Here is a 13,528-nt window from a genome sequence, read left to right as displayed (position 1 = left end):
AAAGGAAAGGGGATGAGATAAAGTCCGGAGTGGCTAAGACTTTTTCCTAGTTAGTCGGCGGTTTGTTGCAAATTTGTGGGCAGGTTAACAATTACCCGGGTGCCTCGCTGCGTTTCCAGCGTCAGTTCGCCGCCGAGCGCGCTGACCCGTTCGCGCATTCCCTGAATGCCGAAGCCCGGCGCGTTGCCCGCATGGATGCCGACGCCGTTGTCCCGTACTTCGAGGTGCAACATGGCGCCTTGCTGATACAAAACGATGGCGACTTCGCTGGCCTCGGCGTGTTTGCACACGTTGTTGAGCAGCTCTTGCAGCAGCCGGTAGAGGGTGAAGCGCACCGTCTCGCCGGCGGGCGTGTCGGTCAGGCGGTAGTCGAAACGGCAACGGATGCCCCGTTCGCTAAAGGCGAATTCGCTCAGCAGGTGGTGAAGCGCGTCTTTGAACGCCAGCTCGTCCAGCGCGGGCGGGCGAAGTTGGCGCAGCAGCTGGCGCGTGGAGTGATGAATGCGCCGGGCGAGATCGCTTATCTGGTGCGCGGCGGCCTGGGTTTGCGCCGGATCGTGCGCCCGTTTGACCAGCTGCGACTGAATTTGAATGGCGGTGATGTTCTGGCCGATTTCATCGTGCAGCTCGCGCGCCAGGTTCTTTCGCGTGTCTTCTTCGGTGTGGATCAGTTTTTCGGTCAACGCCCGCCGCGCCGCCAACTCTTCTTCCAGGCGTCGGCGATAGTGGTGCAGGTTTTGCGCCAGGTGCTGCTGACGGCTGATGGCAATGCCCAGACCGATGCCGAGCAGCGCCTGGGTCGCCAGAAAGATTTCCAGCTCGACCAGATTGCCGAACCCCACGCCGACCTGCCGCGCGAGGGTGATCATCATGCTGCCGAGCAGGCCGGACAGCACGCCGCCCTGCCAACCGAACTTCCACGCCATCACCACGTTCGGCAAAAACACCACGATCAGCAGCAGGCGCTCGATTTCCGGCGACAGCACCATCTGCGTACCGATGCCGATAACGAAAAACAGGCTGCACCAGATGATTAAGGACGCGCGCAGCGGCGGGTTGGCGGTGTCCAGCCCCAGCAGATGGTAGCGGTGCTGCTGGCGCAGAAATTCAAAGATCAGGTAGACGAACGGGGTCAACAAAACACCGCCGGTAAACGACGCCAGGCCGAGCAGCATCGCCGGGCTCTGCGCGAAAGGCGACAGCAGGGCGGTATTGAGCAGCGAGGCGGCGGTCACTGCGGCCAGCAGCAGCGTCAGCCGTTGCCAGTAGAGCGGAAAACGACGCCAGACCCGTTGCGCGAGAAGAGCCGGGATCAGGGTGATGAACGGGGCGGCCAGCAGGCCGTAGCCGCTCAGCAGGCGTTCGCCGTGCAGCCAGAACAGCAGCAGCGCCGGCGGCGCTATCAGGGCGGGCCAATAGCGCCGCCCCAGCAAGATCAGCAGCGCGAGATAGACGCCGTGGGGCAGAAACAGCGCCGCCTGATTGCCGTTGTGGGTCAGATAGAAACCGAGCGTCCACAGCATCAGCCAGCCGCTGCCCCAGGCCAACAGGATAAACAGCGAGATAACCCAGCGCCGTGAGCGGAGTGACATCAATGCCCCGCCAGCAGCTGATGATCGAGGGCGAAATGCACCAGCTCGATGGTGCTGTTGCACTGCAGCTTGCCCAGGACGTTGGCGCGATGTACGTGTACCGTTTTATGGCTGAGATCGAGCTTGAAAGCGATCTCCTTTACGCTGTCGCCTTTGACCAGCAGCTCGAAGATTTCACGCTCGCGCGGGGTCAGCACTTCCAGCGCCGTGGCCGGCTGCTCGCCGCCGCGCAGCGCCCGCAGCGCGTCGGCGCACAGGTAATGGCCGCCCATATCGACGGAGCGCACCGCCTGCACCAGCTCTTCCGGCCCGCAGCGTTTAGTCAGATAACCGCTGGCGCCGGCATCCAGCGCGCTCTGCACGAAGGTGGGGGAGTCATAAATGCTGAGTATGATCGCGCGAAACTGCGGCTTCTGCGCCCGCAGGCGTTTCAACAGGCTCAGGCCGTTTTCATCCGGCATGGCGATGTCCATCACCGCGACGCTGACGTCGTCGCGCAGCAGCGCCGGCCAGGCCGCCGCCGCGCTGCTGTATTGCCCCGCCACGTCGATGTCTGCTTCGAGGCTGAGCAATTGCGCAAAGCCGGAGCGCACCACCACATGGTCATCGACCAGTATCACACGGATCATTTTTCGCACTCTGTTGCCGAATCATGATCCTATGATGCCTGCCGCCGCGATGCTGGCAATCAGCCAAGCGCGGTTATGCAATCGATGTAACAGAATCGTAATAAAAGGGCGTCGCCCGCGCCGTCAACGATCCACATCGATGGCGAAATGCTGCCACAGCGCGGCGCGGCGTTCCTCTTCCGAATGCAGCGTCGTTTCGTGGCGCTGGTGATCTTCAGTCACGATCAGCTTCATGTCGCTGAGGGTCACCCGGCCGTGTTCCGTCGGCCGTGAGCACACCAGGCGTTGGGTGAAATGCGACTGCGGCGAAGTGCTGTGGAAGTGGCACATCTCGTCGAACTCATGCAATTCGCGCGGCTGAACGGTAAAGCGATATAGGGTTTTGGCATGCGAGCGTTGGTCGCCGTTGCGGCGCTCCAGCAGGTAATACTCGCCTTCCTGCTCCAGGTGGAAGGTGCCGCTGGCCTGCGGTTGCGGCTCGGCAACGACGATTTTGAGCGGCGTCAGGAAGGAATCGCCGAAACCGACGTCTACCAGCCATGCTTGATCTTCCAGATCCACCCGCAGCGCCAGGTGGTCGTAGGGCGGGCCGAAATGGCCGTCGCGCGCGCGGATCTCGCCGGAGATGAAGCTCACCTTGAAGCCGAGCTCTCGCAGCAGCAGGGCGAACAGCGTGTTCAGCTCATAACAGAAACCGCCGCGGTTACGCTCGACCACCTTGCTGAACAGCGCCTCCGGCGCCAGTTGAATGCCCTGATGATAAATAATGCTCAGGTTCTCGAACGGGACGCTCAGCATGTGGCGATGGTGCAGCTGTTGCAACGTGGGGAGGTCTGGGCGGGCGGCACCGGTAAAGCCGATATGCTGCAGGTAGCGTTGGGTATCCACAGGGAGTCTCGCATGAGAAAAAGTAGGCATAAAATAGCGGGCTTTGCGGCGTTTGTGAGCGCATTACGTGCTGCGCCACGGCAGCCGGATTACTTTCCCGACGGGCGTCTTAGGTAAAGCGCCGGGTTCAGTGAGCGCAGATGCATTTTCAGTACGGCACCCCGCTGAAAGAGATAGTTGAGTACGGTCAATGACAGCAGTTCGGTCAGCAAGGTGCTGTAAGCGGCGCCCATCATGCCGTATTGCCGAATCAGGCCGTATGACAGAGGAATGTTAATGATAAACACCAACAACATTTTGCGGGAAAGGAAGCTGTAACCGGAAAACAGCACGATGTATTTATAGGCCACGGTCCCCAGGGCGGAGAGCAGGGTGGCGACGGCCAACACCCCCATGGCGGCATAGGCCGCCAGGTATTGCTCGCCGTACAACAGTGCGATGACCGGTTTGCCCAGCCAAACGATCCCGGCGACGATGGCTAAGGCGATGGCCAGCACCAACCCATTCAGTTTGGCCGCGGCGCGCATCGCGTCTTCGCGCCGATAGGCGAATATTTTCGCGAAGAACGAGGTGATGACGGCATCGGTAACGAACATCCAGGCGGTCGCCAGGGTAATGGCGACCGAGTAAATGCCCAGCACCGCGGCGGAAACGAACCACATCAAAAACAGCTGCGCCAGCCGGGTATAGATGGCGATGGAAACATTGGATACCGCCAACGGCAGGCCGCTGGCGAGCAGATAGCGCACATATTTGCGCCGAATACGGCCGGGGGCCGAAAAGCCCGGATGGCGGCGATGATAAAGGTGATGACGGATCAGATAGGGGATGAGGTACACCATCACGATAGGGATGGCCAGAAAGTACAGGTGCAGATCAAAAAACACGATCAGCCAGCGAGCCAACAATGCGCTGGCTAAGCCGGCCACGTTGGCTAAGGTATTGAAACGCGATTCCAGCCGGGCGTCATGGTAAATGGCGAAGACGTCTTTGAGTGAAAAAAACGAGGCCAGGAATGTGGCGGCGCAAAAGTAAAAGGTCGTGAAGTCTTCCCGCAGCCCGGTATAAAGCAAGATGATCGCAGAAAAGGCCAGGAAACAGGCTTGCCTCAGCCGGTTGGTGGAGAACATCAGCGCTGCGCCGGAGCGCGGATTACGGCTAATGCGTTTGAAGAGGATGGTGTCCGACCCCAGCAGCGCCAACGTTTGGGTAATGGCGAAAATCGCCGTGGCAAAGGTAATCTTTCCGAAGCTTTCCGGCCCAATATATTTGGCCATGTAGGCGGTGATGAATATAACGCCGAGGATTGATACCGTCTTTTCCGCTATCATCCAGGAAGCGTTTCTTATTATGCTGAAGTCTATGATCTTTAGTTTCACTGACGCTTCCCTGAATACCTTATGATATAGGATTATTCCGTTTTTTATCCTTTAATAATCACCAAGGCTTTTTTTATATTTTACAATTGAAGTCAATTGCATTTAAACTTTAGCTGGGTCTTTTGTTATGTTGGATTAATGGATGAATCAACGGAATGAGAAAATTCGTAAAATACCTCTATAAGGTTTCGCCTGACTTTATTTATTATCAGCTGTCGCATTATTTTGCTCACGGAAGCTTTGTCAACTTTTTGAATCCTAAAAGTTTTTCCGAAAGGATTTACCACAGAATGCGCTACCCGCGCGAAGAGTTCAGCCTGTTGGCGGACAAGGTGGCGGTGAGGGATTATATATCCAGTCGCGTTTCGGAAAAATACCTAACGCCGGTCATCATGATAACGGAGAACTTCACTGAGCAAGACTATTTGTCGTTGCCTCAATCTTTTGTTATCAAAACAAATAATGCCTCGCAGCAAGTTAAGATTGTCAGAGATAAAGCGCGAGTGAGTTATGATGAGGTTGCAAGCACTCTCAAGAAATGGTCAAAAATAACGTATTGGAAGCGCTTTCGTGAGAAGCACTATGCGAAGATCCCACTGCAAATTGTGGTTGAAAACCTGTTGGACATCGAACGCGACGGTGAATTGATCGACTATAAAGTGCATGTTTTTAACGGCAGCCAGCCTTATCTGTTCGTGGAGTTGCTGCGGGGCGGCCCGGAGCCGACGTCGCTGGAGTTTTTGGACCGCCATGCGCATCACTGCTTTTTTACCCAGAAAGATATTCCCCAGATCAACACGTTGCACGCGAAGCCTGACTTTTGGGATGAGATGATTGAGGTCGCCCAAGCGGTTGCCGCCGATCTGGACTACTGCCGGGTCGATTTCTACCTGACGCAAGACAGGCTCTATATCGGCGAGCTGACGCTCACCCCCGGTGCAGGCAATGAAGTGTACCAACCGCGCGCCACCAACCTGCTGCTGGGCGAGCTGATGGCCAAAACCTGAACGCTATGCCGAGCGTTGAGCCAGTTCCCGCAGCCAGCCCAAAAACGCCGCGGCGTTCCTCTTCGAATGCAGTGTCGTTTCGTGGCGCAGGCGATCTTCAGTCATGAAGCGCATCCCAAGTTGGATGCGTTGAAAACAGGACAGGAAAGAAATAGCGGGAAAGCCACCGGCGCCTTCTACTGCATCGACGGCGGTTATTCCGCGCATTAACAAAAACAGGCCCCTGATGGGGCCTGTGCAGTTACCAGGATTTATGCGGGTTGCGGGAGACGATGTCGATCTTTTGACACAGCAGTTTGGTAATGTCCACCGAGGTTGGCTGAGCGGCGCTGCCGACAAAGTTTTTCAGCACGATGGCGATGCGGGCGTAATTAACGTAGCCCTCAGGCAGCGGCAAATACTCGGCAACGTCGAGCGCGGTAATGCGATCCGAGGTCATCGTTGCTGAAGTGGTCGGGGTGACTGTGCCGGTGCGGCCCCACTGACAGACTTTTTCCAGCAAGGTGGTGACGCCGGCATCGCCGTTCAGCACATACTTTCCTTGGTAGGTGCCGATTGTGACATCAAGGCTGTTCTGGCCTTTTAGGTTTGCCAACGTGGCGCGCCACAGCACCAGATCATTTTTCGCGATCGGGAAGTAGATCTCGATGCGCTTGTCGGCCGTTGTCGCCGTTTTGGTGGTGGCGGTGAGCACGCCGTTTTGCAGCGTTACTGCCAAATCGGCGGTTTCCGTTTGCGAAACGCGTGCGCCGCCGAAGGCGTAGACATTATTCAGCGCCAGCGCACTGCTCTCTTTCCAGGTGGGTTCCGGCAGATGGTTGACGCCATCGCCCAGATAGAGCAGACGCCACATGTTGACATAGCCAGGCGCGACGATCTTTTTCATTTCGATGTGGTTGTTGGACCAGCCTTTTTTAATGTCGGCGTTCACCAGATCGAACCCATCGATATAACATTTTCCGCTCAGATCGCTGGATTTATCGAAGTAGAAATATTCAACGTATTGATAAGGCACCTTGCTGCCGGTATCGGTGTTGTTAGTCATCACGCTGTGCCATTGGCTGTCTTTGATTTTTACCGTGCCGCCGTTGTCGCTGGTAAATACCGGTCGATAGTTGCGGCAGTTGGCGTTGCCCCATTCGAAGTGGCAGTTTTTAAAGTCAAGCGTGCCGCCTTTGAGATCAAACAAGCCGTAATCGGTATTGGCCAACTGTTCGGTTTCATTGTTAAAGCCGCTGTAATCGAAAGAGCAATCTCGGAAGGCCAAAGTATGCACGCCCTGATAGTAGTTTCGGCTGTCGCCGAACAGGCATTTGTAGAAGACGATTTTTTCGCCGGCGTTGGCGGTGGTTTCCGACCAAATTGGCCACACACAACCGCGCACCATGATGCTGTGCCAGCTCTGAATATAGGCGTTGTTGCCGAAGACGATGCCCTTGTGCAGGTTAGTCAGCCAGACGTTTTGCACCAGCAGTTGGCAGGCCGGCAGGCCGTGCATGTTCGAGGCATCGCTGTAGACGCACAGGCCGCGCAGATTGGCCGCCGCGCCGGGCGCTCCGACGATGCGCAGGTTGTAAATCGCCGGCGCACCCAAAGAGTATTGCACGCGTACGCACTCGATATTGGCCGCGCTGCTGAAATCAAGAATGGTGCCCTTAAAATCGACGGCGTTTTTCCATAGCTTCAGGTTGGCGGTGGTTTTACAAGGGCGTACGCCGCCGGGGCCGACCAGAGTAATCCCCGCAGGGGTCGTCGGGATCGGCAGTTGCCACCACTCTTCGCCTTTGACCTGCAAGAAGTTGCAAGCGCGGGTGATGGTCAGAGAGTAATCCAGCTCATCGCCCGGCAGGTGCCACCAATCGATGCTGTAATCGCCGTCATTGATGATGCGCTTCCAGCGGCGGTTTTGCGCGTCGACGAGCAGGGTAACACCGTTATCCTGACTGGTGGAATCCGCGTCGTCTCGGGTAAATACGCCATGGTGGTAGCGGTTTTCGAGCATCACTGCGGTTTCGCTGCCGGCATAGTTGCGCAGATTGGCATAATCATTTAATGAAATCATGGAATAACCCTCATTTGGTACGATAAGAGGCCGATGCAATATGTGGCAGTTGCAGAGGCGGAGGCTTAAGTAAGTGGCATTGTGACCGAAGAGGGAGCCCGTTCATGATCCCGGTCGGCAGGAATAAATTAACAGGCTAAGGCGAGGGCATTAAGCGTCCAGGGTTGTGTCTGACGCCAGCAAACATCACGTTGCGGATTTTAGGTGCTGGCGGCGAGGGCGAGTGCTTGCAGCCAGCCCAAAAACGCTGCGGCGCCGGGTTTTTCCAGCGTGCGCGGCGGGTAAACCACGTAGTAGGGTTTGCTGAGCGGCAGCGCCGGTTCGGCCAGGGTGACCAGCCGGCCTTCCGCCAGTTCACGGGCGATCAGCCGCCGCTGGCCGAGCAGCACCCCGCGCCCTTGCACGGCGGCGTCGATAGCCAGCGAAGTCAGGTTATAGGTCAGCCCGCGCCGCGCCGGCGGCATTCGATCGGCGGCGGTGAACCACTCGTGCCAGCCCGGCAGAAACTGGCTCTCCTTGCCCCAGTCGACGTGGATCAGCGGTAGCTGCGTCCAGTCGCCGCGATCGCGCAGCGCCGGGCTGCACACCGGCTGCACCCGATCCTGAAACAGCCGCACCTTTTCCAGCAGCGGATAGTCCTGATCGCCGAAGCACAGGGCGAAGTCCGCCGCCGAATGGGCGAAATCGACCGCCGCATGGGTCGCGTGCAGCCGCAGATCGCCGTCGGGGCACTGCGCCAGCCAGTCGCCCAGCGCCGGGTTCAGCCACTTGGAGGCCAACGCCGGCAGGGCGAATACCGTCAGCGCCTGTTTGCCGCGCTGGCGCTCGACGTGCTGCTGCGCCACGCGCAGCGTTTCGAACGCCTCCTGCACGTAGGCCAGGTAGTCCGCGCCCTGTTCGGTCAGCGTGACGCCGCTTTTGGCGCGGATGAACAGCGTGATCCCCAGATGTTGCTCCAGCTGGCGGATCTGCTGGCTGACGGCGGCGGCGGTCAGCGCCAGCGTATCCGCCGCGCGGGCCAGGCTGCCGGTGCGGGCGGCGGTTTCGAACGCCAGAATGGCGCTCAGCTTGGGCAAGCGCGCGCGGGACGGTGAGTGCATGGGCAGGGCTATCGCTAAGAATTGGTTAGCTTATCCATAACGTATTTTTGTTATGGCGGCAATGCGCCATTCGCTACAGTGAGAGGCATCCGGCTTTCGCACACGAGGGGAACGTCATGCCGCAACTTGCCGATATTATCGATCTGTCCGCCCACCCCATCGACGACGCCGCGTTCCGCGTCCGCTGCCGGCAAACGCTGGCGCGCGCCGGCGCGCTGGTGCTGCCGGGATTTCTGCGCGAAGCCGCGCTGGCGACGGTGCGGCTGGAAGGCGCCGAACAGCACCATGCGGCGTTTTACGCCACCAGCAAACACAACGTGTATCTACGGCCACAGGACGACGCGCTGCCGGCCGACCATGCGCGCAACCGGCTGGTGGTGTCGTCCAAGGGCTGCATTACCGACGAGGATATTCCGCCGCAGTCGCCGCTACGCGCGTTGTACGACGCTCCGGCGTTTCGCGCGTTCCTCTGTGCGGTGCTTGACGAGGCGCAGCTGTATCCCTACGCCGATCGGCTGTCGTCGATCAACCTGCATTACGCCCACACCGGCCAGGAGCTTGGCTGGCATTTTGACAACTCCTCGTTCGCCATCACGCTCCTGATCCAGAAACCGCAGGCGGGTGGGCGCTTCGAATACGTGGAGAACCTGCGCGACGCCGATCGCGGCGAGATGAACTATGCCGGGGTCACGCAGGTGCTGGACGGCGAGCGGGCGGTCAAACAGCTGGCGATGGAGGAGGGGGATTTGGTGCTGTTTCGCGGGCGCAACGCCATGCACCGGGTGACGCCGACCGAAGGCGACACCATGCGCATGCTGGTGGTGCTGGCCTACAATGCGCAGCCGGACGTGATGCTGTCGGAAAGCGCCAGAATGACGTTCTACGGGCGGTTATAGCGGATAAAAAAACCGCCCCGGAGGGCGGTTTGTCGATTCAGTGCGGGTTCTGCTCTTCGTGAGCCTGCTGTTCCAGCTTCACTTCCTGCGCGCGTTTGCGCAGGCCGAACCAGCCCAGCGTCAGCAGCACCGCCAACACCGGAATGGTGGCGATGGTCCAGGTGCCGTTCGGGTAGTCGAAGGCCATCATTACCACCACGATCAGCAGGAACGCCAGCGTCAGCCACGAAGTGAACGGCGCGCCCGGCATTCTGAACGACACCGGCTGAGCGCGGCCTTCGCGCACGGCTTTGCGCAGGCGCATCTGGCAAACGATGATAAACGCCCAGGAGGCGATGATGCCCAGCGAGGCGATGTTCAGCACGATCTCGAACACCTGCGACGGCACCAGGTAGTTGAGCACCACGCCGATCACGTAGATGCCGCAGGTGACCAGGATGCCGGCGTAAGGCACCTGCTGGCTGCTCATTTTGGCCATCAGCTTCGGCGCGGAGCCGCCCATCGCCAGCGAACGCAGGATGCGGCCGGTGGAGTAGAGGCCGGAGTTGAGGCTGGACAGCGCGGCGGTCAACACCACGATGTTCATGATGGTGCCGATGTAAGGCACGCCCAGCTTGCTGAAGAAGGTGACGAACGGGCTTTGGCCGGCCTGATAGGCGTTCCACGGCAGCAGCAGCACCAGCAGCACCACGGAGCCGACGTAGAACAGACCGATACGCCAGATCACGCTATTGATCGCTTTGGGCATCATTTTGGCCGGATCTTTACACTCGCCGGCGGCGGTGCCGATAAGCTCGATGCCGGCGAAGGCGAAGATCACCCCTTGCACCAACACCAGCGCAGGCAGCAGGCCGTGCGGGAACATGCCGCCGTTTTCGGTGATCAGGTGCATGCCGGTGGTGTGGCCGGCCACCGGCGTGCCGGTACCGAGGAAGACGACGCCGACAATCAGGAACAGCGCGATGGCGGCGACCTTGATCAGCGCGAACCAGAACTCCATCTCGGCGAACCACTTCACGCCGATCATGTTCATGGTGGCGACGATGCCGAGCGCGCCGAGGGCGAACAGCCACTGCGGCACGTCGGCGAAGGTGCCCCAATAGTGCATGTACAGCGCCACGGCGGTGATGTCGACGATGCCGGTCATCGCCCAGTTGAGGAAATACATCCAACCGGCAACGTAAGAGGCTTTTTCACCGAGGAACTCGCGAGCGTAAGAAACGAAGCTGCCGCTGGAAGGGCGATGCAGCACCAGTTCGCCCAGCGCGCGCAGGATGAAGAAAGAGAAGATCCCGCACACCAGATAGACCAGCGCCAGCGCCGGCCCGGCCAGTTCGAGACGGCCGCCGGTACCGAGGAACAAGCCGGTGCCGATGGAGCCGCCGATGGCGATCATTTGGATTTGCCGGTTGCCCATGCTTTTGTGATAACCGGATTCATGAGAGTCTAGCCAGCGTCTTCTGGCGGCGTGTTTTTCATCCGCAGACTGTTTTTGTGAGTGCATTATCCGTCCTGTTTACCTGTCTATGTTAACCCTGCTCTTACCGAGAGCAAACGATTGCTATGACCAATCGTCATGAGAATGAGGTCGTGGCATCATTCCGCTGTTTATTGTGTATACAGCCATCATTAAAATAACGGCGAAGCATGCTACCTTTTCTCCGTAATGGTGGCAAAAAATACTGCGCATAAAACGTGAACAAGTGTGTTTATTTTTTAATCCAAATATAAAAGGATATATTATTCAAAAAGATGTGATGTTTTATCAAGACGGAAATATCGAGGAATAAAAAGTGATTAAAATCACAAAATAATAATTACCGTGCAAATTACAGGGTGTTGTTCTTATATTTCGCGGTGAGAAATAAGGGGAAAGGAAATGGCGACCCGCGCAGAAAATGGCATCAGCAGCGGGTCGGTGGGCGCGTAACGAGTCTTAGGCCGATTCGCTGGCCGGCAGAGCCGATGCGGGCAGGCCGAACAGCTTGTCGAATGCCCAATTGAACACGAAGGTATAACAAGGAATGATGACGATCAACGCCATATCCAGCAGCAGCGCCTGCCACAGCGTGATGCCCATCCACCTGGCGATCAGCGGGATCAGATACACTACCAGCGTCAACTGAAAGCCGACGGCGTGCAAAATGCGGCGTTTGAGCGTGCGGGCGCGCGACACCTGGCGGCTTTCCCACCACTCGAATACATAGTTGTAAATAAAGTTCCAGCTTACCGCGATGGTGGTGATCACCACTGCCAGCGGCCCGGTGCTGCTTGGCGCATGGCCCGACAGCAGCGCCAGCCCCAGCGCCGAGATCGCCATGCCGATGATTTCATAAGCGGTGACATACACCAGTTTGCGTTTGACGCCTTGCATCGTTTTCTCCCGATCTGTTTTTAGTTGCCTCTGTGGCGACGGCGGCTAAGATAACGTCAATCACATTGATAGAAAAAGTCAGGAGTTGTCAGTTAATCTGACAGGTTGAACAATGAATTTTTCCAGCGACAACATCGAACTGTTTTTGGCGGTGCTCGATCGCGGCTCGTTTTCCGCCGCCGCCCGCGCGCTGCGGCGCGTGCCCTCCGCCGTCAGCATGGCCATCGCCAACATGGAGGCGGAACTCGGTTTCGCCTTGTTCGACCGTTCTCACCGTGAACCGACGCCGACCGCGCTGGCGTTGGCCCTGGCGCCGCACGCCCGCCTGATCGCCGGGCAGCTCAAGCAGCTGCAGGTGCATGCCATCGAACTGTCCCAGGGGCTGGAGAGCCGGCTTTCGATCGGCGTGGCGTCGGATATCAACGGCGCCGGCCTGCTGGCGGCGGTGAAAACGCTGTCGCAACGTTATCCGCTGCTGAACATCGAAGTGCTCAGCGCGCCGCAGGACGACGTGTTGCACATGCTGCACGAGGGGCGCATCGGCGTTTGTCTGGCGTTCGGCGGGCTGAACGTCAACAGCGCGGAACAGTTCCACTTCGTGGGCGCGGAATCGCTGGTGGCGATGCTGTCGCCGCAGCACCCGGCGCTGGACGGCGCGGCGGGCGAGCTGTTTCTCGAGGATCTGGTCAACGTGCGGCAGATCATGGTGGCCAGCCGCGATCTGCCGATCGGCGATCTGCGTCCCCAGGTGGCGGAGGCTTACTGGCGCACCGACAGCCTGCCGATGGCGCTGAACATGGTGGAAGCGGGTCTGGGGTGGGGCAATTTTCCGCTGTCGTTGGCCGAGCCGCTGCTGGCGCAGGGGCGGTTGGTGCGGCTGAAGTTCAAAAACACCAAGAACGAGCTGCGCTTGCCGATGCATTTGATCTGGCTTAAGAATCGCCCGTTGGACAAAGCGGCGCGCGAACTGGTCGCGTTGATGCGCGAGGCGCCGCAGGAAAGCTGACGCCCGCTGCGTTTGCTTACTCCGGGTGGCGTTTACGCCACCAGAAACGCACCAGCAGGATGGCGGCGATCGCCAGCGCGACAAACAGCAGGCTGGAGAGCTTTTTGTCGAAGCCGGTAACGAAGCGTTCGATCGCCTGGCCGCCAAAATAACCGAGCATGACGAAGATCGTCGCCCATAAAATGGCGCCGAGGATGTTCAACGGCACGAAGCGCGACGGCGGCAGGCGGCTGGCGCCGATCAACACCGGGCCGATGATGCGGAAACCGTACATGAAACGCACCCCGATAACGAACAGCATCGGGTGGCGGGCGATCAGCCTTCTGGCGCGCGCGATGCGCTTTTCCTGTCCCTTGAGCCGCGAGATGACGCGGCCTTCAAACCGGCGGCCGGCGAAGTACAGCAGCTGGTCTCCCATCATGCCGCCCAGCGCCACCACTGCGATCACCCACGGCCAGTGCAACAGCCCTTCATGAGCGGCGATGCCGCCCAGCAGCGTGATGGTTTCCCCTTCCGCCAGGCAGCCGATAAACAACGCCCAGTAACCGTAGTCCGTAATATAGTGGGCTAAATCGGTCATTCCTTACTCCTTATG

At 58.7% G+C, this 13,528-nt stretch carries 13 protein-coding genes; 4 read left to right on the top strand and 9 right to left on the bottom strand.

All coding sequences use genetic code 11. From position 1 onward, the window contains the following. Window positions 1–50 precede the first annotated feature (50 nt). The 4 genes from ACJ8M3_RS11520 to ACJ8M3_RS11505 form a co-directional block, all read right to left on the bottom strand. Window positions 51–1,592: an MASE1 domain-containing sensor histidine kinase gene (locus ACJ8M3_RS11520; RefSeq protein ID WP_089196744.1), complete on the bottom strand. Its 1,542-nt coding sequence runs from the start codon at window positions 1,590–1,592 to the stop codon at window positions 51–53. Next, window positions 1,592–2,221 carry a response regulator transcription factor gene (locus ACJ8M3_RS11515; protein WP_033642255.1) on the bottom strand — a complete coding sequence of 210 codons (630 nt, stop codon included), beginning with the start codon at window positions 2,219–2,221 and terminating at the stop codon, window positions 1,592–1,594. Before ACJ8M3_RS11515 ends, ACJ8M3_RS11520 begins: the two co-directional genes overlap by 1 nt. 123 nt (window positions 2,222–2,344) lie before the next feature. Then, window positions 2,345–3,109: an arylamine N-acetyltransferase family protein gene (locus tag ACJ8M3_RS11510; RefSeq protein WP_046686606.1), complete on the bottom strand. Its 765-nt coding sequence runs from the start codon at window positions 3,107–3,109 to the stop codon at window positions 2,345–2,347. A gap of 89 nt (window positions 3,110–3,198) precedes the next feature. Next, on the bottom strand, window positions 3,199–4,488 hold the full coding sequence (locus ACJ8M3_RS11505) for an oligosaccharide flippase family protein (RefSeq protein ID WP_033642257.1): 1,290 nt from the start codon (window positions 4,486–4,488) through the stop codon (window positions 3,199–3,201). Between the two features lie 155 nt (window positions 4,489–4,643). Here ACJ8M3_RS11505 and ACJ8M3_RS11500 point away from each other — a divergent pair, with 155 nt between their 5' ends. Further along, complete coding sequence (locus ACJ8M3_RS11500) at window positions 4,644–5,495, top strand: ATP-grasp fold amidoligase family protein (protein WP_033642258.1); 852 nt, start codon at window positions 4,644–4,646, stop codon at window positions 5,493–5,495. A gap of 66 nt (window positions 5,496–5,561) precedes the next feature. Next, a complete protein-coding gene (locus ACJ8M3_RS11495) occupies window positions 5,562–5,705 on the top strand; it encodes a hypothetical protein (protein WP_157993241.1) in 144 nt (47 codons plus the stop codon). A gap of 31 nt (window positions 5,706–5,736) precedes the next feature. Here the strand turns inward: ACJ8M3_RS11495 and ACJ8M3_RS11490 are convergent, their stop codons facing one another. Together ACJ8M3_RS11490 and ACJ8M3_RS11485 are read right to left on the bottom strand one after the other, a co-directional pair. Continuing rightward, on the bottom strand, window positions 5,737–7,557 hold the full coding sequence (locus tag ACJ8M3_RS11490) for a hypothetical protein (RefSeq protein WP_047572275.1): 1,821 nt from the start codon (window positions 7,555–7,557) through the stop codon (window positions 5,737–5,739). 200 nt (window positions 7,558–7,757) lie between these two features. Continuing rightward, window positions 7,758–8,657: a LysR substrate-binding domain-containing protein gene (locus ACJ8M3_RS11485; RefSeq protein ID WP_069100572.1), complete on the bottom strand. Its 900-nt coding sequence runs from the start codon at window positions 8,655–8,657 to the stop codon at window positions 7,758–7,760. Between the two features lie 116 nt (window positions 8,658–8,773). Between ACJ8M3_RS11485 and ACJ8M3_RS11480 the strand changes: the two genes are divergently transcribed. Next, window positions 8,774–9,553 (top strand): HalD/BesD family halogenase, encoded by a 780-nt coding sequence (locus ACJ8M3_RS11480; RefSeq protein WP_089196745.1) that lies wholly within the window; start codon window positions 8,774–8,776, stop codon window positions 9,551–9,553. A 37-nt stretch (window positions 9,554–9,590) separates the two neighbouring features. On the opposite strand, the gene ansP is transcribed toward ACJ8M3_RS11480, so the two are convergent. Together ansP and ACJ8M3_RS11470 are read right to left on the bottom strand one after the other, a co-directional pair. Next, window positions 9,591–11,057 carry an L-asparagine permease gene (gene ansP, locus ACJ8M3_RS11475; protein ID WP_033642262.1) on the bottom strand — a complete coding sequence of 489 codons (1,467 nt, stop codon included), beginning with the start codon at window positions 11,055–11,057 and terminating at the stop codon, window positions 9,591–9,593. A gap of 432 nt (window positions 11,058–11,489) precedes the next feature. Then, the gene (locus tag ACJ8M3_RS11470; RefSeq protein ID WP_442514682.1) at window positions 11,490–11,927 is read right to left on the bottom strand and encodes a PACE efflux transporter; all 438 of its coding nucleotides are present in this window, start codon (window positions 11,925–11,927) and stop codon (window positions 11,490–11,492) included. 112 nt (window positions 11,928–12,039) lie between these two features. Between ACJ8M3_RS11470 and ACJ8M3_RS11465 the strand changes: the two genes are divergently transcribed. After that, entirely contained in the window at window positions 12,040–12,933 is an 894-nt protein-coding gene (locus tag ACJ8M3_RS11465) for a LysR family transcriptional regulator (RefSeq protein WP_033642264.1), read from the top strand. Window positions 12,934–12,949: 16 nt separating this feature from the next. Here ACJ8M3_RS11465 and ACJ8M3_RS11460 read toward each other — a convergent pair whose 3' ends face one another. Continuing rightward, window positions 12,950–13,513 (bottom strand): DedA family protein, encoded by a 564-nt coding sequence (locus ACJ8M3_RS11460; protein WP_015377041.1) that lies wholly within the window; start codon window positions 13,511–13,513, stop codon window positions 12,950–12,952. Window positions 13,514–13,528 lie beyond the last annotated feature (15 nt).

It is taken from the genome of Serratia sp. CY55921, from assembly GCF_052167655.1.
In the GTDB taxonomy this organism is placed as follows: Bacteria; Pseudomonadota; Gammaproteobacteria; order Enterobacterales; family Enterobacteriaceae; genus Serratia; species Serratia ureilytica.
Note: the sequence above shows the minus strand (reverse complement) of the source record. Positions and strands in the feature narration are given on the sequence as shown.